We start from the raw sequence: 25530 nt of genomic DNA, 5'->3' as shown, positions 1-25530 counted from the left end.
CACTCCTTTAACTAGTAAGGATGAGCAAAACGCTCATCCTCATAGACAAATGTTCAAATGTTATTTAAGGTCAGCTTGCCTTATCCATTTGCTAAAATGTTTAATGTTTAATCCATTTATCATGGATTTCATCGTACTTGCCTGAATCTTTAAGTGACTTAAGGGCTTTATTCAACTCTTCAACAAATTCAGCATTTCCTTTTTTCACGGCAATTCCATAAGGCTCTTCCGTGAATGTACCGCCAACAAGCTCATAACTTGGATCTTCATCTGCCATTCCATAAAGGATGGAATCATCCGTAGTCAATGCATCCCCTTGTCCGGATTTAAGTGCAGCGAACGCTTCGGAATAGTTTTCAAATTCAAGCACTTGTGCTTCAGGAGCTTTTTCACGGATATTTATGGAAGAAGTAGAGCCCTTGACAGCCAATACCTTTTTCCCTTTTAAACTATCAATACCCTTGATATCGCTGCCTTTTTTGACTAACAAAGATTGTCCGGCGTCGAAATAAACATCAGTGAAGTCTACTTCTTTTTTACGATCTTCCGTGATTGTCATGGTCGCTACAATCGCATCGATATCACCATTATTCAATAATGCCATCCTGGTTTTAGAAGTCACTTCTTTAAATTCAACTTTATTCTCATCACCAAGGATTTCTGCTGCAAGAGCTTTGGCAATATCAATATCAAAGCCTTCAACCTCTCCAGTACTAGGATTCTTCAATCCGAATAGCCTTGTATCATTTTTCACCCCAAAAACGATCTTATCCTTTTCCTTCACTTGAGCGAGAACATCTTTTTCTTTGTCTTTGCCTCCACCCTCTTCAGCTTTGTCTGAATCGTTCCCCCCGCCGCATCCAGCTAATAAAATGACAGCCAGTAAGGATAGCAAAGATAATTTTAACCATTTCTTTTTCTTCAACATGTAATTCACCCCTGTTTTTTTTAATGATTTAATATACGGCTAAGGAATAAACGAGCCCTCTCTTCACGAGGATTGGCGTAAAACTCAGCCGGTGATGCCTCTTCTAAAACCCTGCCTTCGTCCATGAATACGATTCGATCCGCTACTTCACGGGCAAATCCCATTTCGTGCGTGACCACCACCATCGTCATTCCTTCATGGGCAAGTGCTTTCATTACATCCAGTACCTCGCCAATCATTTCTGGATCCAAGGCTGAGGTAGGTTCATCAAATAGCATGATTTCAGGTCCCATTGCCAAACCTCTGGCAATCGCTACCCGTTGCTGCTGTCCACCTGAAAGCTGAGAAGGAAATGAATTCGCTTTATCTCCAATTCCCACTTTGTCCAGATACTTCAGTGCAATCTTTTTCGCTTCCTCCTCGGATTGTCCTAGAACCTTCCTGGGAGCAAGCATGATATTCTCGAGCACTGTTTTATGAGGATACAAGTGAAAATGCTGGAAAACCATACCGATATTCCGACGAAGTTTGTTTATGTCCGTTTTTTTATCCGCAACATTTAGACCATTTACGGAAAGGGAACCTTGCGAAATGGTCTCTAGACGATTAATGCATCGAAGCAGTGTACTTTTCCCTGAACCGGAAGGTCCGATGACCACTACCACCTCCCCCTTCTTAATTGTAAGATTAATTTCTTTCAATACATGGAAATCGCCATAATACTTATTCACTCGGTCAAAAACTATCATAATTAGCCCCCTGCCCAAAACTGAAAATTTATAATAATCAGAATTCTAAAAGCGTAATATAGCACTCTCTTAACTCGAAACAAATCTTATGTATAATCCTTTCTTTCAAATATTATTTCCCAATATTTCATAATTCATAGTGAATAGTCCATTTTTATTGTTATTTTAAACTAGTAATTTAAATAATATATTCAATATTCACATTTTTTATTATATATAATATTTCTTAAAATTACCATATAAACTTTAAATTGTTAAAAACGATATTATATTTCATGATATTATTGCTATATTTCATAAAACTGATAAATCTAAACTGTTATCCCATTAAAAAAATTCCCTCTTTTTGTAAAAAAACATTTATTTCCCGAAGGCTTAATAAGCCCTTGAAATACAAAAAGACAGCAATTGCTGTCTTTTTCATCATTCCTTTATCGCGTCTTCAAATGGCGCTGAATATAAACCCCTTGGCGCCAGCATATCCGTATCCGATTCACGGATTTCCCCGAAGTGAGTATATGGACCTGCTGGAAAAAAATCAAACAAATCACTTTCCTTATGTATGATCAAGAAATAATCGTATAAATCATCCATAAGTTCCTGATGTTCATCTATTTTCACGATTTCGCCACATTCATCCATTTCAAAGTTTTCATTTATCGCATCCTGAAGTTCCTCATTATTTGAATACGCGATATAAAAATCGACATCACCGCACTCCATGCATAGCAAGAGTTTTTCTTCTAGTGACTCTTCATAGGTTTTCAGAACGATTCCCTTTAAAATGGCATCAATCTTTCCAGTATTAGTCAGTTCAATTTTAGTCTGGAACATAAAACCCCTCCAATCAAATACAGGCATTTTCAAAAAGTAAACGCCAGTTTAACAAGCTTGCCCTGTGAATTTAAATGGAAAATTTCGGACACCTAAATCCAAGTCCCCAAGTCCGTTCACTAACCGCGAGGTCAAGGGTAATTCATATAATCTTTCCGGATCTCTCTTTTAATTAGCCAGGATTCCTCCGCTTCTTGTATATAATAAGTTTGCCCACATAATTAGAATGATAATCTCCTATAATACAAAGAAAAAGATGATTGGAAGCGTAATCAGGCTTAATGATGTACTTATGAACGTAGCACTTGATACGAATTCAGGCTCCGTGTTGAATTGGAGCGCATACATCGTAGTGTTGGCCGCCGTTGGCATGGCAGCTACGATGATCATGATATGCCTGACCATTTCACCCACTGGCAAGGCGAGAGATATCAGGAAGGCAATGGCCGGTGACACGGCAAGTTTAAGGAGCAGCGAAACTGATAGCTTCCGATAGGCTATTTTTTTCAGCGAAATGTTGGCCAGCTGCATTCCCAGTGTAATCATTATTGTGGGGATGGCTGCATTTGCAACAAGGTTAATAGCTTCCATAACCGAATTGCTTAAAGGTATGTTAACGAACTGAAATACTGTACCGGCAATAGCTCCATAAACAATTGGCATTCGACATACTGCTTTAATCGCCGTTTGAACTCCGTTACCTTCCGGGCTGCCCTTTGCTGCGAAATAAATGCCGATCGTGCACATCACTAACTGCTGTCCCACCATAAGGATGATTGCATAATCGAGTCCTGCGGCTCCGAATAACAGGAAAATGACGGGTGTTCCATAGTTTCCGTTATTCATGAATGCGGATGCCAATATCATGCCGCTTGTCTCAGTGACTGTATAATTGCGGAAAAAAGATATGATGTAGACTACCAGTATAAGAGAAAGACAAAGTACTATCGTGAATAAGAACAGGTAGAAATAATTAATCGTAAATTCTGCGGAATAAAAAGTCCGGAACACAAGAAAAGGTGACATTAAATATAATGCCATCGTGGAAATCGATTTTGTATCAAGTTTGAACTTTTTCTGACCGATGAATCCTAAAACAAAAATACCGAATATCGGTAAAAGAACTCCCAAAAACCCCATGCACTTCACCTTCATAATCCAAATGATTTTCTTTTTACAATATCAGTTTTATTATTATTTGTAAAAATTCTTTTAAACCATTTTGATTGCGCGTCATATATTCTAACAAAAACTGATTTTTCTATATCTTCAGAAAATAATATTCCATTTCCCCATGCATATGGTATATTGTTTATTATATTTACGTTAATAAACGTAACATCAGTACTTTGGGTTATAAATATATATGAAGGGGTGTTTTTTAGTGGATGTAAAATTCATGGAGATGGCTGTTCAGCTTGCAAATGAAAATGTATTGGCGAAGAACGGAGGTCCTTTCGGTGCTATAATCGTAAAAGATGGCAAAGTCGTAGGCAGAGGATGTAACAATGTGACAACGGCCAACGATCCTACTGCTCACGCCGAAGTACAGGCGATTCGTGATGCATGCAGGAATCTCGACAGCTTCCAGCTTACAGATTGTGAAATATACACTAGCTGCGAACCTTGCCCCATGTGCATCGGTGCTATTTATTGGGCACGTCCAAAAGCCATTTATTACGCATGCACTAAAGAAGACGCTGCAATTATTGGCTTTGATGATCACTTTATATACCAAGAACTTGCCCTGCCAATGGAAAATCGCACGATTACAATGAAACAATTGTCTTTTAATGATCATGATTTACCATTCCGAACATGGGAAACCAATACTGAAAAAGTGAAATATTAACCGGATATATTTTGCCAAAGGGGTTACGATTATGAAGAAAAACTTACTTAAAAGGAGAATTGACGTTGCAGCAGGAAGAACACCAGCAGATTGCGTCATTAAAAACGGGCAAATCATAGATGTTTTCAATGGGGATATCTATACAGGCGACATTGCGATCGTCGATGGTTACTTTGCTGGAATTGGGCGTTATGAGGGTATTTCGGAAATCGATGCTGCAGGAAAATTCCTATGCCCTTCATTCATTGATGGCCATGTCCATATTGAATCTTCGATGGTGAGGCCTTCTGAACTCGCAAAAATCCTACTTTTACATGGTGTGACCTGCATCGTTGCAGATCCTCATGAAATTGCCAATGTTTCTGGCAAAAAGGGCATGGAATATATGATTGAACAATCCGATCAACTTCCTTTTGACTTTTACTTCATGATGCCCTCTTGTGTACCTGCTACGGAGTTTGAGCATTCTGGTGCTGTCTTAAGAAGTGAAGATTTAAGATCATTTTATCAAAACCCGAGAGTGCTCGGTTTAGCCGAAGTCATGAATTTCCCTGCCGTTTCACATACGGAGGAGGATATGCTGCAAAAAATATACGATGCAAATAGATTAGGCAAAAGCATCGATGGCCATGCAGCCGGATTATCCGGACAACAGCTCGATGTTTATATGAGTGCAGGCATAAAAACGGATCATGAATGCACTACTCCGGAAGAGGCAAAAGAAAGACTGCGTAAAGGAATGTATCTTATGATCAGGGAAGGCACGGTTGCCAAAGACTTAATAAACCTGATCCCAGTTATTAACGAGAAGAACTCCCGCCGTTGTTTATTCGTCACCGATGACCGGCACCTAGATGATATTGTATCTGAGGGAAGTATCGATCACAACGTTCGACTTTCCATAGAAACAGGTGTCCCGCCAATTACTGCCATTCAAATGGCGACCATTAATGCAGCAGAATGCTTTGGTTTAAAGGAACATGGTGCAATTGCACCTGGATACAAGGCAGACTTCCTTCTATTGGATGATCTTGATTCTATCAACATCCACTCGGTCTTTAAAGATGGAAAGCTTATGGTTCATAATAATCATTTACTTAACTTTCCAGATGATAGGAAACAGGTTATTGACGACGGGTTGAAGCACTCCGTTCATTTTCATGAAATAACTGAAGATGATTTGGCGATACCTTTTAAAAATGAGTTCGCTAATATTATTGAGATAACTCCAAACAGCTTGATTACAAAACATTCGATTGAACCGGTCACACTTAATCATGATGGACTATTCCATTTCTCCGAACATGTTGATCATTTAAAACTTGCTGTTGTTGAAAGGCATCATCTGACCAAACAATTGGGTCTTGGAATCGTCAAAGGGCTCGGGTTGAAATCAGGTGCAATTGCCACTACAGTAGCCCATGATTCACATAATTTGATCATTGCCGGAACCAATGATCAGGATATGCTGCTGGCAGCTAAGGAAATCAAAAAAATGCAGGGTGGATTGACCGTAATCCAAAATGGGGAAATACTCGCTTCCCTTCCCCTTCCAATAGCTGGATTGATGAGTGAATGTAATTATATGGATGTGGTCCATTCATTGAAAAAAATCGATGAAGCCCTATTGAAACTCGGTGCTAACAGGCATTTCAACCCTTTTCTTACACTTGCATTCTTGGCGTTACCTGTCATACCTGAAATCAAACTGACGGATCAGGGTTTATTCTCCGTTTCTGAGTTTAGGCATATTCCCATCGAAGCCTCAAAGCCAGTCGATTAAATTTGACCCCCTAGTCGGGGTTTTTTTCTTCGCACCCAAAAACTTCTAAAAGAAAAAGGTTCCAACTCAACATAAAACGGGAAAAGGATATATAGGTATCATCTATGTTAAAATAAAAATAAACACAAATCTTTCTTGGAGGAGATAAATATGGTAAAACATGATCAACAGAACGTCATTGGATACATAGGCACTTACACAAAAGGAAACAGCAAAGGTGTTTACCGATTTACTTTAGATACAGCAGAAGGAAAACTCAGCACACCGGTTCTTGCAGCAGAATTGACCGATCCGACTTATGTCGCCATCAGCCAGGACAAAAAGAATCTCTACGCCATTTTAAAAGAATCGGGCAGTGGAGGAGTTTCAGCCTATTCGATTAATGAAGATTCAGGTGAACTTACCTTCTTGGGCAAACAACTGACACCAAACGGCTCTTCCTGCCATATAAGTGTCGACAGCAAGAAACAGGTCTTGGTCACTTCCAGTTATGGAGAAGGCGTGATTGAATCATATCCGCTTCATGACGATGCGACACCTCTGCCTGTATCATCAACTGTTCAACATAAAGGTCAAGGTCCGAATGAAGAACGTCAGGAAAAAGCACACACTCACTTCGCTGGTTTCACACCAGATGAAAGGTTCATTGCTGTAGTCGACCTCGGGATAGATAAAGTAATAACCTATAAAATACATAGTGGGGTTTTGGAAGAAGTAAACAGCTTATCTGTTGCTCCCGGCAGCGGACCACGGCATCTGACCTTCCACCCAAACGGAAAATTTGCGTATGTTATGGCAGAACTGGTACCAGAAGTCATTGTTTTGAGCTTCGATAGTCAAACTGGAAGTTTTTCTGAATTACAAACGGTTCGGACCGTCCCGGAAGATTTCAAGGAAAATAACCAAGGAAGCGCCATTCATATTTCTGATGACGGGCAATTCATATATGCCGCAAACCGCGGACATGATAGTATTGCCGTTTACCAAATCAATCAAGAAACAGGCAAACTGGCATTCGTGGAACTGGTTTCTACCGAAGGTCACTGGCCACGTGATTTTTCATTGGATCCTAGCGGAAAATTCCTGATCGCTTCTAATGAACAATCAGGAAACCTGACACTATATGCACGGAATGAACATGACGGAAAATTAACATTATTGCAAAAGGATGTTCAAGTTCCCTTCCCTGTTTGCGTAAAATTCTTATAATCTTAAAAAAAGGATTGAAGCTTGTACTACAGCTTCAATCCTCTTTTTTAAATTTTTCTTTAATTCCATTTCTCCGCCATTTCGGGAAAATCTATATATGGGTTACGATTACCCTGCATTTCATGTATAGCCTGGTTTCTATGTTTTTCATAAGTGCTGACGGGAAAAAGCCGATGCCATTCCAAAAGCAGTGCCAGGTCGATTTTGCCGCTATCGACGATTCCCTCATATCTCAGTAAAAAATACAAAGTTGCCCTCGCCACGATCCCTTTTCCGTATTCAGGCTCGAATTTACTTTCGTCTGATTTCCCGCAACCCGCTTTTATACCGGCAGCCGATCTCTCAGGGATATAATCCTCAAAATCATGGTATGGATAGTTACTCCGGCTGCTATTACACGTTGGTTCACAGGCGAACAGATGATGCAAATCCCCCCTCATCGGTTCCTTTTTATCGAACCATGATTGAGGTACTACATGTTCACAATTAACGAGAATGTTCTCCGAATCTGTTGATTCAATACCTCTTGACAACACTTCCAGTATACGGATATCTTCCTCAATCACTTGTAAAGGATCCATCCCTTTACCGGAATACAGACTTTTAAGCTGGCCATTTTCCTGTAAGTCCACCCATGGGTATACATGACGATGTGGTGAGTAGTTCAGCTGGTTTTTATGGGTTGCCACAATCAGGTCCTTCAAACCTTCCCGGTCCAAGGAACCATCTTTGTAGTATGCTAGCTTAAGTTCCTGATCTTTGGTTTCATCATAGTATTCGCGGTTTTCATTGAAGTTGACTAGTGCAGCCATTGCCATTTCCCGTTCTTTTTCAAGTACTTCAAAACTATACTTCATCCACTCATCCCCCCGCTTCTATTATAAACCTAACTTTTACCATAATTAAAGCTTAACAGAAATAGACTAAAAAAAAAGGTGCTTTAGAAGTGTCTAACGAAGAATTTCAATAAAATGGGTAAGGATTTTCGCCGTCATTCCCCAGATTACCCGACCATTATATAAGTAAAAATATTCTTCCATCTGTTTCGGCTGCCATTTATAATTCTCCCCGCCAACGACTAAATCATGGGGGAAGTTTTCATGCGGTTCCACTTTATATTCCACATGGTAAATTTCTGGCGGTTTTTCCATGAAAAAGGATAGCGGGACCGTAAAAATGGTTTCTACCTCGGCTGGATTAGGTATTATCCGTTGATGGTTACGAACAAACCCTGCATAAGGATAGACGATCATCCCAAATGGAGATACCAAATAATCGATTGGAAAGACATTATCGATATCTTCTTTTCTCAGATTAAGTTCCTCATATGTTTCCCTTAGGGCCGCCGCCTGTTCATCATGGTCCAGCTTATCTATTTTCCCGCCCGGAAAACATATATCCCCCGGCTGCCTCCTCAGTTTGTGTGAACGTTCTTCGAAAAGAACATGAATTCCATCTTCTTTCTCTAGAAGCGGTACCAATACAGCATACTTTGAAAAATTCCCACTCCCTAAAATTTCAGGGATATGTAATGTTAGTTTTTTTGTTATATCTTCATTATTCATGTCCCTCACCTCTTCTACCGGTTAATATTGATTTTCTACCACTACTTATCATTCCATTTTCGAACATCTGCTATAACTAATCAAGGAAAACGATTCCAAAATATTGCCTTTAATTTCTACTAGATTCCGTTCCTCTTATTCTTCCTTGATCATAGACAAAAGCACCGTTCAAAGTGCTGAACGGTGCTAAAACTAAACGCATCAGTCTCATTTAAAAAGCATAGTATGTGTATCAACAGGTACACGCATGAACTTAATTGAATATTCAGGTTTTTCTCTTTGTTTTTATAGTTCAGCTAGCGTTCGCTTTACCGTCGTTATGATGAATGAAAAATCCTCTTCCGTTATACTAAGTGGGGGAGCAAGAGTCAGGACATTATTGAAACCTGCGACTGTATCACCATTTTTACCTATGATCAGCCCCTTTTCTTTGCATGATGCAATCACTTTATTGATTTTGGAAAGTTCGATCGGTTGTTTTGTCAGTTTATCTTCCACTAGTTCAATCCCTACCAACAAACCTTTCCCTCGCACATCCCCAACATTGGGATGAGTTTTAATTTCTTCAAACTCTTGCAGAAAACGTAACCCTAACTCCTTGGACCGTTCTATAAGATTTTCATTTTCATATATTTCAATATTCTTCAAAGCGACGGCACATGCAGCCGGATTGCCGCCAAATGTATTTACATGCCGAAAGCGGTCATATACGTCTGAGCCAATATACGCTTCATAAATTTCACGTTTGACGGCTGTAGCGGATAATGGCAGATAAGCGCTCGTGATTCCTTTAGCCATTGTTACGATGTCTGGTTTTACATCATAGTTCATAAATCCGAATCTCTTACCAGTACGGCCAAACCCGCAAATGACCTCATCCGAAATAAGAAGGACACCATTTTTCTCACAAATTTCTTTGACACGTTTCATATAACCATCAGGAGGCATTAAAATTCCGCCCCCAGTGATGATTGGTTCCATGATGACCGCAGCCACCGTTTCGCTCAGCTCCCATGTAATGGTACGTTCAATTTCCGCTGCACTTTTTTCACCGCTTTCATCCTCTGGATTTCGATAAGAATCTGGCGGTGATACATGAAGAAATCCTGGGGCCAGCGGTTCATACTTGTATTTTCGCTGCGCCTGCCCTGTAGCTGACAGGGCTCCCATTGAATTGCCATGATAGCCGCGATAACGCGAAATGAATTTATAGCGTCCATGTTCACCTTTTTGCTGATGATACTGCCGCGCAATTTTAAAGGCAGTCTCATTTGCTTCTGAACCGCTGTTAGAGAAGAAAATCACATAATCCCCACCAAGCCATTCATTTAATTTCTCTGCTAGCTTAATAGCGGGAATGTGGCTATTCGTTAAAGGGGCATAAGGGAGTTCCTTCAGTTGCTCGTAAGCTGCTTCAGCCAGTTCCGTGCGGCCATAACCAACGTTGACACACCATAAACCTGACATCCCATCCAGGAATCGATTCCCATCAACATCCGTAATCCATGCTCCTTGCCCTTTTTTTATCACCATTGTCCCAGGGGTGGGTTCAGCCCCTTTCATATGATGCCAAACATATTTACCATCGATCGCTTTAAGATCCTGACCCTGTTTTTCAACCTGCATAAGCTCCACTCCTCCTAAAATGATGTATAAAGGAAGGCCGACCACAATTTGCGCCGACCCCCTTTTCCTATCAGTATCTTGCCGTTAACATTTTCTTTCTAGTGTAAAATTCCACTCCGTCTTTCCCATTGGCATGAAGGTCTCCATAAAACGAACTTTTATAGCCGGAAAATGGAAAGAATGCCATTGGCGCGGGTACCCCAAGATTAATGCCAAGCATCCCTGCATCAATTTCTTCGCGAAATTCCCGGATGGCTTTTGCACTATCCGTATAGAGGCAGGCACCATTGGCAAATTCGGATTGATTGGTCAATTCGATTGCTTCTTCAAGGGTATTGACCCGTACTATGGATAAGACAGGAGCAAAAATTTCATCACTCCATATTTTCATGTTTGTTTTTACATGATCAAATAATGTCGGTCCAACATAATAGCCATTTTCCTGATCGCCTTCATTCCTGCCATCACGAAGGAGGACAGCTCCTTCTTTCTCCCCGATTTCAATATATTGTTCCGTTCTCTTTTTATGAGTATCACGAATCACAGGCCCCAAGAAAACGTCCTTATCCATTCCATTTCCTATCTTGATGTCATCCGCTGCAGCCTTTAATCTCTCAACGAGCGAATCTCCCACTTCTCCCACTGCAACAACCACTGACGCAGCCATGCAGCGCTCGCCTGCAGATCCGAAAGCGGCATTCGTAATGTTCGTTACCGCATTATCCAAATCCGCATCAGGCATGACGATTGAATGATTTTTCGCACCTGATAAAGCCTGGACACGTTTTTTATTGGCAGCTGCCGTTTTGTATACATACTCTGCGACAGGCTGGGATCCAACAAATGATACCGCTTTAATGTCTTCATGTTCCAATATCCCATTCACGACATCGTGGGCACCATGGACAATATTGACAACACCATCCGGAACACCGGCTTCTGTCAATAATTCCACAAGACGGTTGGCTAATAACGGTGTCCGTTCTGAAGGTTTTAAGATAAACGTATTTCCACAAGCTATTGCCAGCGGGAACATCCAACATGGCACCATCATCGGGAAATTAAATGGCGTAATCCCTGCAACGACACCCATGGGATAACGATACATGCCAGATTCAATACCTGGGGAAATATCAGGAAGCTGGCTGCCCATCATCAAGGTAGGCGCACCTGCTGCGAACTCCACGCATTCAATCCCACGCTGAACCTCACCATATGCTTCTGTATAGCTTTTTCCATTTTCGATTGTGACCAGCTTTGCAAGCTCATCCCAGTGTTCTATCAATAATTGCTGATAACGGAATAAGAAGCGGGCTCTTTTGGGAACGGCGACCTTTTTCCATTCTTTATACGCCTTTTTAGCAACCTGGACCGCTTGGTTTACATCTTCCTTTGTTGAAAGGGGAACGATCGCCAAAGCTTCTCCTGTTGCCGGATTTGGCACTTGTTCATGTTTCGATGTTGTGGAATCCACCCATTTGCCACCGATATAGTTTTTCAACGTTTTTACTTCATTTATTACTGCCATTAAAGAAACCCTCCATTTCAACACGATTTTATAGTTTCATTATATTTTTCAAACGGACTTTTTACATTAGACGTTTTGTATAGTTTTTGATTCAATATTTGCACATATTGTTTGTTTTTGATTTTCCAATATTTATAATAATCATGAACCGAAATTCACGCTTTCAAAGCCGATGTATTTTTCCTTATTTCTTCTTTAATCAGCAGACTCCAAAGCCATCATTTTGTAATGGAATATAGCTTTAAGTCTTGATGCTTTCCCTTAACAAACATTCCTTTTCTTATGATTCCCTCAAATGACATACCAACCTTTTGCATGACCCGTTCTGAACCCAAATTTTCAACGAAGCACCTTGCTTGTATACGAACTAGGTTCATATTTTCAAAGCCAAAGGCGATTATCTTTTGCGCTGCCTCCGTCATCAAGCCACTCCCCCAATATTCGGGTGCAAGCACATACCCGATTTCTGCACTATGATGATCAACCTGCCATGAAACAAAATCAATAGTACCAATCAACTTACCACTTTCCTTGTGTTCTATGCCCCATGGAGCGATTTTCTTATCCTCATAATTTTGCAGGATAAATCTGATAAAATCTTTTGTATCACATAGGGAACGATGAGCTTCCCATGTGACGTAACGGGAAACGTCACTGTTGGATGCATAAGCGAACATGTCTTCGGCATCATTCATGGTGACTTTCCTCATGACCAAACGTTTTGATTCTATAATAGGCAGCTGTCCATATATGTCTTTCACGTTCATGTATACACCCCATTCCATTGATTATTAGTATTATAGCAAGATTGTTAAGCAATCGCTTTCCCGATTGAAAGATTTTCGAAACTTACGTATAATTCAGAAAAAATAGATACAGGAGGTTAGTTATGCCAAAAAGGAAACTCATAATAAGCCAAAATTTGAATGAGCTCTTATTACAGAAAATTAAAGAGTTGGTTCCCGAGTGGACGGTTATCACCGGAAGATCTCCGGAAACATGGAGAGATCATATAGCCGATGCTGAAGTGATCGCAGGCTGGAAAGCGGAAATGTCTGTATCCATTGATGCAAGCGAAGTAAAATGGATCCAGACATGGAGCGCCGGAGTGAATGCTTTACCCCTGGAAAATTTAGAACAAAAGAATGTTCAGATTACAACTGCAAATGGTGTTCATGCATATCCCATTTCAGAGACTATTTTCGCGTTAATGCTTGCCTTAACAAGAAAAGTAGATACATATATTAAACAACAGCAGACAAAGACTTGGCATCACGCACATATGAAGCAGGAAATTCATTAAAAGACCATCGGAATCATCGGTGTCGGAAAAGTCGGAAAGGAAACCGCAAAAATTGCCAAGGCTTTTGGCATGACAGTTTTAGGAATGCGCCATTCCGATAAATCAGAAGAATTTGTCGATGAGATGTTCACACAAAAACATTTGAATGATCTTCTTCCTAGATGTGATTATATTGTCGTGACATTACCTTTGACCCCAGAAACAAGGAATATGTTCGGGGAAAAGGAATTCAAGTTAATGAAGCGCTCCGCTTTTTTCATTAATATAGGAAGGGGAAATCTCGCCATTCAAAACGAATTGGTGCAAGCGCTTATGGACAAAGAAATTGCGGGTGCTGGACTTGATGTGTTTGAAACGGAGCCACTTCCAGAGAATAGCCCATTATGGGAGTTGGACAATGTAATCATCACGCCGCACACATCCGGAAATACGGAATTTTACGACCAAAGGCTCATTCATGATATTTTCATGCCGAATTTAAAGAACTATCTAAATGGTAAAAAACCTTCAACAAATTTACTTGATTACAAAAAAGGGTATTAAGAATTGTTCATTGAATGTGTACATAAATAATCTTCCCATGTTAGCTTGCAGATTCCGACATTATCTGTTATATTTAAAAAGAATTATTTTTGTTCGGGAAGATTGATAAGTGAAAAACTTTTCGTCTAATGATTGAGCAAGGGTAGTAACACAATGTGTGGATTCACACTAGGAGGCAACAACAATGGAACAAGGTAAAGTAAAATGGTTTAACGCAGAAAAAGGATTTGGCTTCATCGAACGCGAAAACGGAGACGATGTATTCGTACATTTCTCAGCTATCCAAAGCGAAGGATTCAAATCATTAGACGAAGGTCAAGAAGTTACTTTTGAAGTTGAGCAAGGTCAACGTGGACCCCAAGCTACTAACGTTCAAAAAGCATAATTTTAAATACAATATATAACGGACCCTACCTGTAGGGTCTGTTTTTTTGATTAAAAAAGTAATCATAAAAAAACCCTATTCACGGGGAATAGGGAACATGAAACAAGTTTAGTAAATGGTAAACCCAGTATAACACACTAAGAATAGAAACCCTAATTTATCCGAAAAGTAAAAATTATCACGCACTTCCCCAGGTTTCCCTGGCCCATGCCATTCAATCATTTCTTATCCACTTCATATGTTCGATCTGTTCCCCAAGGATAAAACGGAGGCATGTCAGTACTGCTTTTCATCTTGAAATCAGCTTTCCTTTTTTCGAGGAAAGCTTCGATCCCTTCTAGTGCATCCGCTTGTTTTCCGGTCCAATGAATCATTTTCGATTCTATTTTGTGTGATTCAACAGGATGGTTGGCACCGAGCATGGTCCACATTAATTGCCGGGATAACGTCACAGAAACGGAAGATGTATTTTCCGCAATATCTGTTGCAATTTCTATTGCAGCAGACATCAATTCGTTTGGCTCGACGATCTTGTTTACCAACCTTCCCTCATATGCTTCACTGGCCGAAATCATCCTGCCGGTAAAAATCCATTCGGAAGCTTTGCCCATTCCGACAAGCCTGGGTAAGAACCAGCCGCTGCATGCCTCCATCGTTATCCCCCGCCTCGCAAATACAAAACCCATTTTTGCATCTGTTGAAGCGATTCTAATGTCCATGGGCAAAGTCATTGTTATCCCAATCCCGACTGCCGCTCCATTAATGGCCGCTATCATAGGTTTTTTCATCTCGAAAATCCGTAATGACAACATTCCCCCTGCATCGCGGTATTCAACCAGAGGAGTGTGATCCATAAAGGTTTCTGCACCTTTTTCCAAGTCCATTCCAGCACAAAATGCATCCCCTGCGCCAGTTAAAATGACGGCTCGTACGTCATCATTTTCATCCGCTTCATTAAAAGCGTGAATCATTTCCTCACACATCTTTTCATTGAAAGCATTCATTCTCTCAGGACGATTCAGAGTAACAATCATGACACGATCGACGATTTCACTAGTTATCGTGGAATACAATAACAGTCCCTCCTTCTCTCACAAATTGAAACATTCAACAGATTTTTAGTTTTTACATATAATTACATATTAAATGTTTTATTTTCAGATTCCTAGTTATTTATTTTGACATACTGATAAAAAATTTTAGTCTCCAAGATAATCGCTTCTATTCTAAAAATATTTTTCATAAACGTGTAACAAAAAGACCAGTCGCAAACGCAACTGGTTTTTTGTTTACCAATATAAATGACAAGCAACGTAATGCCCTGGCTTTTGTTCTTTCCATTCAGGTACAGCACTGGAGCAAATCTCCATCGCTTTAGGGCAGCGTGTCCGGAATACACAGCCGCTCGGCGGATTGATCGGACTTGGTACATCGCCTTTAAGTACGATTCTTTCCCGTTTAATAGTCGGGTCTGGAATCGGCACTGCAGAAAGCAAGGCCTGTGTGTAAGGGTGAAGCGGATCTCTCGTTAAAGAATCACTATCCGAAAGTTCCATCATTCTTCCAAGGTACATGACTAAAATCCGATCTGAAATATACTTGACCATCGATAAATCATGCGCGATGAATAAATATGTCAGTCCCATTTCTTTTTGCAGCTCTTTTAATAAGTTGACCACTTGAGCCTGTATCGAAACATCCAAGGCAGAAATTGGTTCATCACAAACAATGAATTTAGGATTTAATGCCAACGCCCTTGCAATTCCAATCCGCTGGCGTTGTCCACCACTGAATTCATGCGGAAAACGAGTGATATGTTCCGGACTTAAACCAACGAGCTTTAACAGGTCTTCCACCCGTTTCCTTCGTTCTTTACCTTTTGAAATCCCATGAATGGCAAGTGGTTCCCCTATCAATTCCTCCACCTTCATCCTTGGATTCAAGGATGCGTAGGGATCTTGGAAAATCATTTGTATTTCACGGCGGATATGTGACATTTCCCCGAGTTTGTAATCGAAAATATTTTTCCCCTGAAAAAGAACTTCTCCGTCTGTCGGTTCATATAATCGAGTGATTGTACGACCTGCAGTCGACTTACCGCAACCGCTTTCCCCAACAAGTCCAACAGTTTCCCCTGGATAGATTTTGAGATCTAAACCATCTACCGCTTTCAGCGATTGAGAACCAATAGGAAAATGCTTCTTCAGATTCTTTATTTCAACAAGAGGAGAATTTTCGTTGTTTGTCTTTTCTTTTTCGGCCTTATTTTTCAGTGAAACCATTGTTTCTCCTCCTTTATACATTAGTCGGTGCTTGTACCTGTGCTGCCTTGGCCATCGGGTGGTGCAGCCAGCATGCGGCTGTCTGACCTTCTTCCACTACTTCAAGCTCCGGATCATGGTCTTTGCACACTTTCATTGCTGATTCACATCTTGGGTAAAATGGGCATCCTTTTGGCGGATCCAATAAATCCGGTGGTGATCCGATAATCGGAACCAACGGAGCCGTTTTTTCCATATCCAGCCTTGGCACCGTTTTAAGCAGACCTCTTGTATATGGATGCTGCGGGTTTGAAAATATAGCTTCTACCGTACCCGTCTCAACAACCTTGCCTGCATACATGACGACTACCCGTTCACAAGTTTCCGCAACCACACCTAAATCATGAGTGATTAAAATGATGGAAGTATCCATTCTTCGTTGGATATCTTTCATCAGTTCCAAAATTTGCGCTTGTATCGTTACATCCAATGCAGTTGTAGGTTCATCGGCAATCAGTAATTTCGGTTCGCAAGCAAGGGCCATCGCTATCATTGCCCTTTGGCGCATACCACCTGAAAACTCATGCGGATATTGCTGCATCCTCTTTTCAGGCTGTGGAATACCTACCAGTTTCAGTGTTTCCAACGCCCGTTCGTATGCATCATTTCGGGACATGTTTTTATTATGCTTTAAAATGCCTTCCATGATCTGGCTGCCGATTTTTGTCGTTGGATTGAGCGAAGTCATCGGATCCTGGAAAATCATGCTGATTTCATTTCCGCGAATCCTCTGCATTTCCTTTTCACTCATTTTAAGAAGGTCTTTACCGCCAAAGTTTATCGACCCTTTTCCATACTCTGCTGGAGGTGTTTCCAGTAATCTCATGATAGATTTCGCTGTAACACTTTTGCCGCATCCGGACTCCCCAACAATGGCGACGGCTTCCCCCTTTTTCACGTCAAAGTTCACACCGCGAACCGCTTGCACTTTTCCTGCATAAGTATGGAAGGTGATTTGTAAATCGTTGACTTCTAATAGGTTCTCCATCATCGTCCCTCCTATTCTAGTAATATCAAATCGTTATGTTAGGACTCATTTATTTCCGTAGTTTTGGATCTAAGGCATCCTGCAATCCGTCACCAGCCACATTGAACGCGAACATGGTTAAGGAAATCAATATTGCCGGGATTAAAAGTTGATAGAAATTCCCTACCAGAATGCTTCCCAGGGCATCACTTGTCAGTGTTCCCCAGCTTGCCTGAGGCGCCGGCACTCCCAGTCCCAAAAAGCTAAGTGTCGCTTCGGCAAAAATAGCAGTAGGTACAGTCAACGTTAAATTGACAAGGATCGGTCCCATTGTATTTGGAATCATGTGTTTTCTTAAAGTCCAGCTCGTATTGGCTCCAGAGATTGTTGCAGCATGGATATATTCATTCTCTTTCAGTTGTAAAACCTGTCCACGTACCAGTCGCGCCATCGGAATCCACCCCGTAATCGACATCGCAATGATGATCGGCAGAATACCAGGTTTTAATACGACCATCATTAAGATAACCATCAATAGGTATGGGATCGCATAAATCACCTCGGCAAACCGCATCATGATATTATCCGTGCGTCCACCGCGAATGGCAGAAATCCCGCCATAAAGGACACCAATTAAAAAGTCGATCAGCGCTGCCATCAATCCAATGAACAAGGATATCCTCGCACCGTACCAAGCTCGTGTAAATAGATCTCTTCCTGATGAATCCGTCCCAAACCAATGCTCGCTATTTGGGCTTAGATTCTTTTTCTCAAAATCTTGTCCATAATAAGTATATCCGTTAATATACGGACCAAAAATCGCCATCAAGACCAAGAGGATTATAAGAACAAATCCAGTCATCGCCAGCTTATTTTCTTTAAATCGACGCCAGACGTCAGACCAATATGAAACTGTAGGTCTTGCTATTTTTTCGGCTTCCTTAAAGTTGCCTTCGGCGGGCTGGAACATTTCTTCGGTTAAATGCACTTTATCTGCCATTATTTCTTCTCCCCCGTCACTTTAATTCTAGGATCAATCAACGTATAGGCTATATCAACGATGAATATCAATAGAATAAGCACCGCACTATACACAATTGTGGAACCAAGAATCACCGGGTAGTCCCTGTTGGATATTCCCTTTACGAACATATCTCCCATGCCCGGAATACCAAAAATACGTTCAATGATGAAGCTTCCTGTCACGATATTAGCCGTAAGGATGCCCAGAATCGTGATAATCGGCAATAACGCATTCCGAATAGCATGTTTGATTATGATGCCGCTCCGTTTTAATCCTTTGGCCTTAGCTGTCAAAATGTAATCCTGTCCCATTACTTCAAGCATGCTTGTCCGCATCAGTCTCGCGATGAAAGCAAGCGGCATCATCGAAAGGGCAATGGATGGTAAAATGGTGTGCTGCCATGTTGCCCATGTTGCAACAGGGAATATATTCCATTTTATCGCAAAATAATTGATTAAAATAGTCGCCAAGATAAAGTTAGGAACAGAGATCCCTACGATGGCAATGATCATTGATAAATAGTCGGGCCATTTATTTCTTTTCAGTGATGCCACGACACCCAAAATGAGCCCAAAGAAGATGGCAATCACCAATGCTTGTGCCCCTAAGTGCAAGGACACCGGAAACCCCTTCAAAATGTAATCATTCACGGAAATGGATGAGGATTTCAATGAAGGACCAAAATCAAATTGAACGACTTCCAATAAATAATTCCCATATTGGGTCAACAACGGCTTGTCCAAGCCATAGTGGACTTGAAGGTTTTCATAAACAGCAGGAGGCATGGCTCCTTCTTTTGCAAATGGATTTCCCGGAATCGTATGCATTATGATGAACGTTAATGTAATAACAGCCCATAAAGTAATAATCGCCCATTTAAAACGATTTAATGTATATCTCAACATGGTAATCACCCCAATCATCGATTTTCTAAGGAGTTGAAAACGGAAATGAATTCATGAAATATTCAAATTCGCAATTGAAAAATGGGGTATGTCCTTAATCGGACATACCTCCCATTTCAATTTATTCCTTCTATTATTTTTTATCCGCGTAAATAAAGTTCGGATAAGCGTTAATCGGAGCAAACACTCCAGTAACATTCGATTTAACCATATATGGTTTTGTATAGAAGTAAACCGGAAGAATCGGCATTTCTTCGATCAGAACTTCCTCTGCTTTATGTAAAGCAGCCATGCGTTCTTTTGGATCCATTGTAGATTTTGCCTCTTTTAATAAACCATCATATTCTTTGTTCGACCAATTTGCATCATTATAGGCACCGTCCGTTTCCCAAAGCATGAAAGTCATTGGGTCAACATAGTCACCAACCCATCCTGCACGGGAAATTTCAAAGTCGCCAGCTTTTTCACGATCAAGCTTAACTTGGAATTCTGCATTTTCAAGTGTCACTTCAACACCCAGGTTATCGCGCCACATTCCTTGAACGGCTTCAGCAATTTTCTTATGAGTATCTAAAGTGTTATACAAAATTGAAAACTCAGGTAATTCTTTCATGCCTTCTTCAGCAAGACCTTCTTTTAACAATTTCTTGGCTTCAGCAACGTCTTCCTCAAATAGGTTACCTGTATTTTCCTGGAAATCTCCAGTTGCATCAGGAATACCCGGCGGGATTACTCCATAAGCAGGCTTTTGACCGCCTTGAGCAACATTTTCGGTAATTTCTTTGCGTTCGATAGCCATTGAAAGCGCTTTCCTAACCTTTGCATTGTTGAAAGGTTTTACTTCCGTATTAAAGTTGTAATAGTAAACGGCAAGTTCTGCGCCATTTTTGAATTCTTTATCTCCAGAATTAACCAATTGACCTTGCACGTCCACTGGCAGTGGATAAGCGATATCCAATTCGCCACTCTGATACATTTGCCATGCTGTATTTTCATCTTCAATTAGAGCAAAGTTAACCGCATCCAATTTGATTTTATCTTTATCGTAGTAATTTTCATTCTTTTCGATTTTCAGGCTTTCTTTATGTTTCCACTCCGTTAATTTGAACGGACCGTTTGAAACGTGAGTTTTTGCATCCAAAGCCCATTTTGGATTTTCTTCCTGTACCTTTTTATTGATTGGATAGAAAGTATAGAAAGAAGTCAAGTCAAGGAAATATGGTGTAGGCTGTTCCAAAGTAACGACTAATGTATGTTCGTCTGTCGCTTTAACCCCTACGTCCTCTTCCTTCCCTTTCTTACTGTTGTATGCTTCCCCGCCTTTAAGATAATAAAGTTGGTAAGCATAATCAGCAGCCGTTTCCGGTTTCAAAGCATATTTCCAAGCATATTCGAAGTCATTGGCTGTAAGCGGATCTCCATTTGACCATTTCAAACCATCTTTCAATTTGAATGTCCAAGTTAATCCATCTTCACTGATTTCCCATGATTCTGCAGAACCAGGTACGATTTTGCCTTCTTCCGTTTTCTTTGTCAGTCCCTCAAACGTATGTTCAAGGATCCATGATTCATGAGTACCTTGTGCATTTGCAGGGTGAAGCGAACCAGGTTCACTCGAATTGTTCACGTTTAATACTTTTGATCCGGATGAGTCACCCGAGCCGCCTTCTTTTTCATTCGAAGTTTCCTTCGAACCGCCATTGCATGCCGCAAGCATAAGCATGATGGCCATAAGAAGAGCAAGCACTGAAAATTTAGACTTTTTCAAAAAATATTCCCCCTCATCTTTAATCTTTCTTAGAATATTCCCATTTAAGAGATTATCCTTCTAACACCTATTAATCTTCCGTATAGTACAAATAATTTCAGCGAGGCAAGTTAGAAGCATTCATTGCACAGGAATTCACCAAAAAACAACTAGCGAACCGTTTGCATAAATCTGTATTTCTACCTATAAAAGCAATTAATGCAGTTTACTAGTTAAAAATCACCCTCTTTTCAACCTCGCTAAGGATACTATACCTCGAATTAAAGATGTTGAATTTTAAGTATATTACGAATAAATCAAAAAATCAATAAACCAGTGAGTACTTTTTCACAATATAGTAATTATTTGCTAATCAATTCGATCTAGATACTAGGTAAATAGAAATGATCACCTAATTGTTGTAAAAAGGACTTCCGACTTCCAAGTGTTTTTCCAAACACTTCTAATTCAGTATTCATATAGGTTCTCTTGTTTATTTATTTCTAAATATTCTAATAATTCATGTTGGGTTGGTTACTAAGACCACTTTCCTAGCAAACCATCCCCTTTCATTTAATATGTTTTAGTAGGATAATGCATTACTTCATTAAAATATTGAGTTCTTTTTAATTAATCTCCAAATAACGGGTAATAACTATAGGAGAATAGAAATATCCCTTCATTCTCCCCTAAATGTACCCGTCGTTTCAATCAAAAATGACCCTTCTTCATTTATGATTAAATAAATATAATGACACGAAAAGTAAACATATGCCTGCCACCTTTTTCGCGTCCAAGGGGATGCGAACCCCTCCAAATAAACCGAAATGGTCAATTACAGCCCCGATCAGTATCTGGCCTGCGATAACCCCGACCAAAGCAGGTGCCACTCCGATTTGTGGGACAACCAATATTATCACAATTACATAAATAGCCCCTAATAGTCCGCCTATCAATTGCCATTTTGGTACTGACGCGACCGCCGAAATATTTCCATTTCCTGCAAACAAAACAATAAATAATAAAGCGAGTGTCCCGATTCCAAACGAAATGAAAGAAGCTTCAATGACCCCCACTTTTTTCCCTAATCCACCATTGATTTGTCCTTGAATGGCAATGGTGATGCCGCCTAGGACCGCAAGCAACGGAAATAGTATCTTCACAATGATTTTGCTCCTTTTTATGTCCATCCGGACTGATTAATGAATCCGCATTCCATTTTAACATGAAAAATATGTATATTGTCCTTTACTGATATAAAATCATCTGCAAATAAAAAAAACTGGCACTAACGGCCAGCTGCAATCTTCTATATTAAACTAAAATCTATTTGATCCCTGAACACTTTGTTGCCGTAACTGGCAATACTCTGTACATAACAAGGAAAACACCAGTGCATCATGCGATTGTTCACGAAGAAATAGATAACTTCGGAGGCTGCCTTCCTCTTTGAATCCAAATTTCTTTAGAAGGTTCCTGGATGCAATATTATCCTTGAAAGTTAAAGCGGCGATTCTTTTTAGTCTCAATTCTTCAAAGCAATAGCGCAATACTTCGTTGACAGCTTCAGACGTAAAGTGTTTCCTCCAAAATTCAGGATGGATTTCATATCCTATTTCGGCGCGTTTGTTGGCTAGGCTCAATTGATTCAGGCCAACGGTACCGATGAATTTACCTGAATCTTTTAAAATTACTCCCCACCGCATCCCACGTTTGTTTATATAAGCACTTTTAAACGAGTCGATTAAGCGGCGGGCATCTTCTACTAGAGTTAAACTTTCTATCCCATCATATTTGGTCACTTCATCTTTAGAGAGGATTTCAAACAGACTCTCAGCATGATGGTGACCTATTTCGATTAAACGCAGCCTTTCTGTTTCCAATTCCTTAAACCACATCGAAGAATCCCTCCGTATATTCAGCTGTCTACTTAATTCTATTCATGAAGAAGAGATACCTGTCTTAATGGACAATACTTTTTGAAAATTCCTTTCCTTAACGTACAATGCTGAGTCTTCATGTCCTCCCTTTGTAATCAAATCCCTGATGATTTATAGCATTATAAGCCGTCCGTTTCCTCCATAACAATAATAAACGTACTTACAGGATGATATTTTTCACTTAGTTCCATATAACCACTTATCATTTTTGATGTCCTTATTATTTAACCCTGACAACATAGTCAGCAATCGTAAAATGATTCTTTTTCTGCATGATATAATTTTTCCGATCTATCAAAAAGCCCTATGATTTTGGTCTACCATTAACACTTCCAGGGTTATATGGACCCTTATTATTCTGTTCCTCTTAGATACCTTTTTCCCATAGCAACCAAGAATTTGAATGAGCTAATTTTACACAAAACTATTTTTATAGCATACTATACTTCCAATCCAGATATTCTACTAGGAGGAATCAAAATGAAGAAAATCATCCTTTTATCGGCACTGTCTCTATCCCTGCTATCTCCAAAAGTTGCAATGGGAGCCAATACTTACGAGGTGGCAAAAGGAGATACCTTAACGAAAATTGCTTCTGAATATGATGTCAGCATTGACGAATTACTCAAAACGAACTCTGCTATAAAGGATGCAAATCAAATTCGAATCGGACAAATCATAAATCTTCCGGCATCCAACACCACAGTAAATCAAAAAGAAAGTCAATCAGTTGAACAGCGGGTTCTTAGTTTAGTTAACGAAGAACGTTCAAAATTGGGCCTACCTCCCCTTGAAATGGATACAGCCGTTTCCAACGTAGCAATCTTGAAATCTGAGGATATGCGTGATAATAATTATTTCAATCATACAAGCCCGAGTTATGGATCGCCTTTCGATATGATGAAATCCTTTGGGATCAGCTACGAGTACGCAGGGGAAAATATCGCAGCAGGTCAACCTAGTGCGGATGCTGTCATGAAATCATGGATGAACAGCCCCGGACATAAGGCCAATATCCTGAACAAGAACTATACACATATTGGAATTGGGCATGTGACAGGAGGGAAATACGCCCACTATTGGACCCAGCAATTCATTGGAAATTAAAATCGTTAGAGGCGGCAGTTTGCCGCCTCTTTTTTTATCCTTATATTCCAAATTTAATGCTTGCTATTATCCGTGATTATATACCTTTCTCACTTTATATTGAAAAGACGTCATATTAGTTTGCACGCTTCAATAAAAAAACGTAAAGTAGTTATATCATACTATCTTTCAACTATCTTACTGATAAAAATTAAATTATGTTAAAATAGAATTCTAGACATAGGTACAAAGGGGCAATTGTGATGAAAATAGAGGTTGGCTCTGTTATCAATGAATTACGAATAAAACAAAATCTTACAAGGGAAGAACTGGCTAAGGATATATGTGAACCTAATGCCCTGTCAGATTATGAAAGAAGCATCACTTCCCCAACCATTGATGAATTGGCACTTTTTGCGGATAAACTTAAAGTTGACCTGCCGTATTTTTTCACTACCAAAAATGAACCGATTTATAATTATATAGAAACCATTAAACTTTTGATTAACAAATACAAACGGACACGTAATTATGAAGCAATTTATGAAATCGTCCAAAAAGAAATGGCAACGGCACCGGAAAAATCGATATCATTTTATCAATACTTAAAATGGCATGAAGGTATCTCTTTTTTTTATTTATACAATGACAAACAAAAGGCTATAGAATTATTGAATGAGGCCATTCAGATTACCATGGGTAAACGGGTCATTCTTCATCAACAGGAAATAGAAGTTTTAAATAGTATCGGGATCATCCATTTTAAAACGAAGAATTATGAAGAGGCCATCACCATCTTCAATGAAGCACTGGAATTTATCGAGAATATTCCCCATGTGAATCAAGAAGGTACCATTATCGTGAAGATCATTCATGGATTAGCACAAACATTGACTGAACTTCATAATTATCAGGAATCATTAAATTATACTCTTAAAGGGATCAACATTTGTAATTCGATAGAATCCTTATATTTATATGCGGAACTCCATCTTTTAACTGGTAAAAATCTGGTTCATCTTCAACAACCTGAAGAAGGACTGCACTATATAAAGCAATCCAAGAACATTTTCAGTCTTCAAAAAAACGAAGAATTCGTACAAATTGCCGAACATGAATTGGAAAGCATTTTGCAATGCTTATGAACTTCAAGGATAAAAAAAGATAGAGATTGCTTTAAAATCTCTATCTTTTTTTATTATCGTTAGTTCACCCTTACCTTCAATCAATTTCAA

The 25530-nt window shown here is 39.8% G+C and carries 23 protein-coding genes and 1 pseudogene; 7 read left to right on the top strand and 17 right to left on the bottom strand.

What is annotated here, in order from left to right; translation table 11 throughout:
- Positions 1–100: 100 nt before the first annotated feature.
- The 4 genes from ACIQZD_RS18875 to ACIQZD_RS18860 all read right to left on the bottom strand — a co-directional run bounded on the left by ACIQZD_RS18875 (position 101) and on the right by ACIQZD_RS18860 (position 3651).
- Positions 101–928, bottom strand: coding sequence for a transporter substrate-binding domain-containing protein (locus ACIQZD_RS18875; protein WP_101225415.1), 828 nt, complete (start codon positions 926–928; stop codon positions 101–103).
- Positions 929–948: 20 nt separating this feature from the next.
- Positions 949–1677: an amino acid ABC transporter ATP-binding protein gene (locus ACIQZD_RS18870; protein ID WP_402905349.1), complete on the bottom strand. Its 729-nt coding sequence runs from the start codon at positions 1675–1677 to the stop codon at positions 949–951.
- A gap of 423 nt (positions 1678–2100) precedes the next feature.
- Positions 2101–2511, bottom strand: a complete 411-nt coding sequence (locus ACIQZD_RS18865) for a hypothetical protein (protein ID WP_402905347.1) — start codon at positions 2509–2511, stop codon at positions 2101–2103.
- Positions 2512–2748: 237 nt separating this feature from the next.
- Positions 2749–3651 carry an AEC family transporter gene (locus ACIQZD_RS18860; RefSeq protein WP_402905343.1) on the bottom strand — a complete coding sequence of 301 codons (903 nt, stop codon included), beginning with the start codon at positions 3649–3651 and terminating at the stop codon, positions 2749–2751.
- A 226-nt stretch (positions 3652–3877) separates the two neighbouring features.
- Between ACIQZD_RS18860 and ACIQZD_RS18855 the strand changes: the two genes are divergently transcribed.
- The 3 genes from ACIQZD_RS18855 to ACIQZD_RS18845 all read left to right on the top strand — a co-directional run bounded on the left by ACIQZD_RS18855 (position 3878) and on the right by ACIQZD_RS18845 (position 7355).
- On the top strand, positions 3878–4363 hold the full coding sequence (locus ACIQZD_RS18855; RefSeq protein WP_402905341.1) for a nucleoside deaminase: 486 nt from the start codon (positions 3878–3880) through the stop codon (positions 4361–4363).
- Between the two features lie 31 nt (positions 4364–4394).
- On the top strand, positions 4395–6146 hold the full coding sequence (gene ade / locus ACIQZD_RS18850) for an adenine deaminase (protein ID WP_402905339.1): 1752 nt from the start codon (positions 4395–4397) through the stop codon (positions 6144–6146).
- A gap of 150 nt (positions 6147–6296) precedes the next feature.
- Positions 6297–7355 (top strand): lactonase family protein, encoded by a 1059-nt coding sequence (locus tag ACIQZD_RS18845; protein ID WP_402905337.1) that lies wholly within the window; start codon positions 6297–6299, stop codon positions 7353–7355.
- A gap of 59 nt (positions 7356–7414) precedes the next feature.
- Here ACIQZD_RS18845 and ACIQZD_RS18840 read toward each other — a convergent pair whose 3' ends face one another.
- The 5 genes from ACIQZD_RS18840 to ACIQZD_RS18820 form a co-directional block, all read right to left on the bottom strand.
- Positions 7415–8212, bottom strand: coding sequence for an endonuclease I family protein (locus ACIQZD_RS18840; RefSeq protein ID WP_402905336.1), 798 nt, complete (start codon positions 8210–8212; stop codon positions 7415–7417).
- A 93-nt stretch (positions 8213–8305) separates the two neighbouring features.
- Positions 8306–8920, bottom strand: coding sequence for an NUDIX hydrolase (locus ACIQZD_RS18835; RefSeq protein ID WP_101225421.1), 615 nt, complete (start codon positions 8918–8920; stop codon positions 8306–8308).
- Between the two features lie 285 nt (positions 8921–9205).
- The gene (locus ACIQZD_RS18830; protein WP_402905333.1) at positions 9206–10546 is read right to left on the bottom strand and encodes an aspartate aminotransferase family protein; all 1341 of its coding nucleotides are present in this window, start codon (positions 10544–10546) and stop codon (positions 9206–9208) included.
- Between the two features lie 70 nt (positions 10547–10616).
- A complete protein-coding gene (locus ACIQZD_RS18825; protein WP_311735943.1) occupies positions 10617–12074 on the bottom strand; it encodes a CoA-acylating methylmalonate-semialdehyde dehydrogenase in 1458 nt (485 codons plus the stop codon).
- 218 nt (positions 12075–12292) lie between these two features.
- Entirely contained in the window at positions 12293–12841 is a 549-nt protein-coding gene (locus tag ACIQZD_RS18820) for a GNAT family N-acetyltransferase (protein WP_402905331.1), read from the bottom strand.
- 122 nt (positions 12842–12963) lie between these two features.
- Here ACIQZD_RS18820 and ACIQZD_RS18815 point away from each other — a divergent pair.
- A pseudogene (locus ACIQZD_RS18815) lies at positions 12964–13920 on the top strand (D-2-hydroxyacid dehydrogenase).
- Between the two features lie 184 nt (positions 13921–14104).
- Positions 14105–14305, top strand: a complete 201-nt coding sequence (locus ACIQZD_RS18810) for a cold-shock protein (protein WP_029714163.1) — start codon at positions 14105–14107, stop codon at positions 14303–14305.
- 218 nt (positions 14306–14523) lie between these two features.
- On the opposite strand, the gene ACIQZD_RS18805 is transcribed toward ACIQZD_RS18810, so the two are convergent.
- The 8 genes from ACIQZD_RS18805 to ACIQZD_RS18770 form a co-directional block, all read right to left on the bottom strand.
- Entirely contained in the window at positions 14524–15378 is an 855-nt protein-coding gene (locus tag ACIQZD_RS18805) for a crotonase/enoyl-CoA hydratase family protein (RefSeq protein ID WP_402905329.1), read from the bottom strand.
- A 216-nt stretch (positions 15379–15594) separates the two neighbouring features.
- A complete protein-coding gene (locus ACIQZD_RS18800; protein WP_402905327.1) occupies positions 15595–16587 on the bottom strand; it encodes an ABC transporter ATP-binding protein in 993 nt (330 codons plus the stop codon).
- Between the two features lie 13 nt (positions 16588–16600).
- A complete protein-coding gene (locus ACIQZD_RS18795; RefSeq protein WP_402905324.1) occupies positions 16601–17614 on the bottom strand; it encodes an ABC transporter ATP-binding protein in 1014 nt (337 codons plus the stop codon).
- Between the two features lie 49 nt (positions 17615–17663).
- Positions 17664–18593 carry an ABC transporter permease gene (locus ACIQZD_RS18790; RefSeq protein WP_402905322.1) on the bottom strand — a complete coding sequence of 310 codons (930 nt, stop codon included), beginning with the start codon at positions 18591–18593 and terminating at the stop codon, positions 17664–17666.
- Positions 18593–19522, bottom strand: coding sequence for an ABC transporter permease (locus tag ACIQZD_RS18785; protein WP_137017640.1), 930 nt, complete (start codon positions 19520–19522; stop codon positions 18593–18595). The genes ACIQZD_RS18790 and ACIQZD_RS18785 overlap by 1 nt, the downstream gene beginning before the upstream one ends.
- Before the next feature lie 133 nt (positions 19523–19655).
- A complete protein-coding gene (locus tag ACIQZD_RS18780; RefSeq protein WP_402905320.1) occupies positions 19656–21290 on the bottom strand; it encodes a peptide ABC transporter substrate-binding protein in 1635 nt (544 codons plus the stop codon).
- Positions 21291–21997: 707 nt separating this feature from the next.
- Positions 21998–22432, bottom strand: a complete 435-nt coding sequence (locus ACIQZD_RS18775; RefSeq protein ID WP_137017639.1) for a DMT family transporter — start codon at positions 22430–22432, stop codon at positions 21998–22000.
- Positions 22433–22588: 156 nt separating this feature from the next.
- Complete coding sequence (locus tag ACIQZD_RS18770) at positions 22589–23167, bottom strand: GNAT family N-acetyltransferase (protein WP_402905317.1); 579 nt, start codon at positions 23165–23167, stop codon at positions 22589–22591.
- A 522-nt stretch (positions 23168–23689) separates the two neighbouring features.
- Between ACIQZD_RS18770 and ACIQZD_RS18765 the strand changes: the two genes are divergently transcribed.
- Entirely contained in the window at positions 23690–24316 is a 627-nt protein-coding gene (locus ACIQZD_RS18765; protein ID WP_402905315.1) for a CAP domain-containing protein, read from the top strand.
- 242 nt (positions 24317–24558) lie between these two features.
- Positions 24559–25440: a helix-turn-helix domain-containing protein gene (locus ACIQZD_RS18760; protein ID WP_402905313.1), complete on the top strand. Its 882-nt coding sequence runs from the start codon at positions 24559–24561 to the stop codon at positions 25438–25440.
- The last annotated feature ends 90 nt before the right edge of the window (positions 25441–25530 follow it).

The organism is Peribacillus sp. NPDC096447 (assembly GCF_044762725.1).
Taxonomy (GTDB): Bacteria; Bacillota; Bacilli; order Bacillales; family DSM-1321; genus Peribacillus.
Note: the sequence above shows the minus strand (reverse complement) of the source record. Positions and strands in the feature narration are given on the sequence as shown.

Bases quoted from the DNA above. Each gene is read 5' to 3' on its own strand.
- ACIQZD_RS18765 (WP_402905315.1), top strand. From the start codon at position 23,690: ATGAAGAAAATCATCCTTTTATCGGCACTGTCTCTATCCCTGCTATCT.
- ACIQZD_RS18760 (WP_402905313.1), top strand. From the start codon at position 24,559: ATGAAAATAGAGGTTGGCTCTGTTATCAATGAATTACGAATAAAACAA.
- ACIQZD_RS18830 (WP_402905333.1), bottom strand. From the start codon at position 10,546: ATGCAGGTTGAAAAACAGGGTCAGGATCTTAAAGCGATCGATGGTAAA.
- ade (WP_402905339.1), top strand. From the start codon at position 4,395: ATGAAGAAAAACTTACTTAAAAGGAGAATTGACGTTGCAGCAGGAAGA.
- ACIQZD_RS18770 (WP_402905317.1), bottom strand. From the start codon at position 23,167: ATGTGGTTTAAGGAATTGGAAACAGAAAGGCTGCGTTTAATCGAAATA.
- ACIQZD_RS18875 (WP_101225415.1), bottom strand. From the start codon at position 928: ATGTTGAAGAAAAAGAAATGGTTAAAATTATCTTTGCTATCCTTACTG.
- ACIQZD_RS18785 (WP_137017640.1), bottom strand. From the start codon at position 19,522: ATGTTGAGATATACATTAAATCGTTTTAAATGGGCGATTATTACTTTA.
- ACIQZD_RS18865 (WP_402905347.1), bottom strand. From the start codon at position 2,511: ATGTTCCAGACTAAAATTGAACTGACTAATACTGGAAAGATTGATGCC.
- ACIQZD_RS18835 (WP_101225421.1), bottom strand. From the start codon at position 8,920: ATGAATAATGAAGATATAACAAAAAAACTAACATTACATATCCCTGAA.
- ACIQZD_RS18825 (WP_311735943.1), bottom strand. From the start codon at position 12,074: ATGGCAGTAATAAATGAAGTAAAAACGTTGAAAAACTATATCGGTGGC.
- ACIQZD_RS18860 (WP_402905343.1), bottom strand. From the start codon at position 3,651: ATGGGGTTTTTGGGAGTTCTTTTACCGATATTCGGTATTTTTGTTTTA.
- ACIQZD_RS18810 (WP_029714163.1), top strand. From the start codon at position 14,105: ATGGAACAAGGTAAAGTAAAATGGTTTAACGCAGAAAAAGGATTTGGC.
- ACIQZD_RS18820 (WP_402905331.1), bottom strand. From the start codon at position 12,841: ATGAACGTGAAAGACATATATGGACAGCTGCCTATTATAGAATCAAAA.
- ACIQZD_RS18855 (WP_402905341.1), top strand. From the start codon at position 3,878: ATGAAGGGGTGTTTTTTAGTGGATGTAAAATTCATGGAGATGGCTGTT.
- ACIQZD_RS18795 (WP_402905324.1), bottom strand. From the start codon at position 17,614: ATGGAGAACCTATTAGAAGTCAACGATTTACAAATCACCTTCCATACT.
- ACIQZD_RS18790 (WP_402905322.1), bottom strand. From the start codon at position 18,593: ATGGCAGATAAAGTGCATTTAACCGAAGAAATGTTCCAGCCCGCCGAA.
- ACIQZD_RS18800 (WP_402905327.1), bottom strand. From the start codon at position 16,587: ATGGTTTCACTGAAAAATAAGGCCGAAAAAGAAAAGACAAACAACGAA.
- ACIQZD_RS18870 (WP_402905349.1), bottom strand. From the start codon at position 1,677: ATGATAGTTTTTGACCGAGTGAATAAGTATTATGGCGATTTCCATGTA.
- ACIQZD_RS18845 (WP_402905337.1), top strand. From the start codon at position 6,297: ATGGTAAAACATGATCAACAGAACGTCATTGGATACATAGGCACTTAC.
- ACIQZD_RS18840 (WP_402905336.1), bottom strand. From the start codon at position 8,212: ATGAAGTATAGTTTTGAAGTACTTGAAAAAGAACGGGAAATGGCAATG.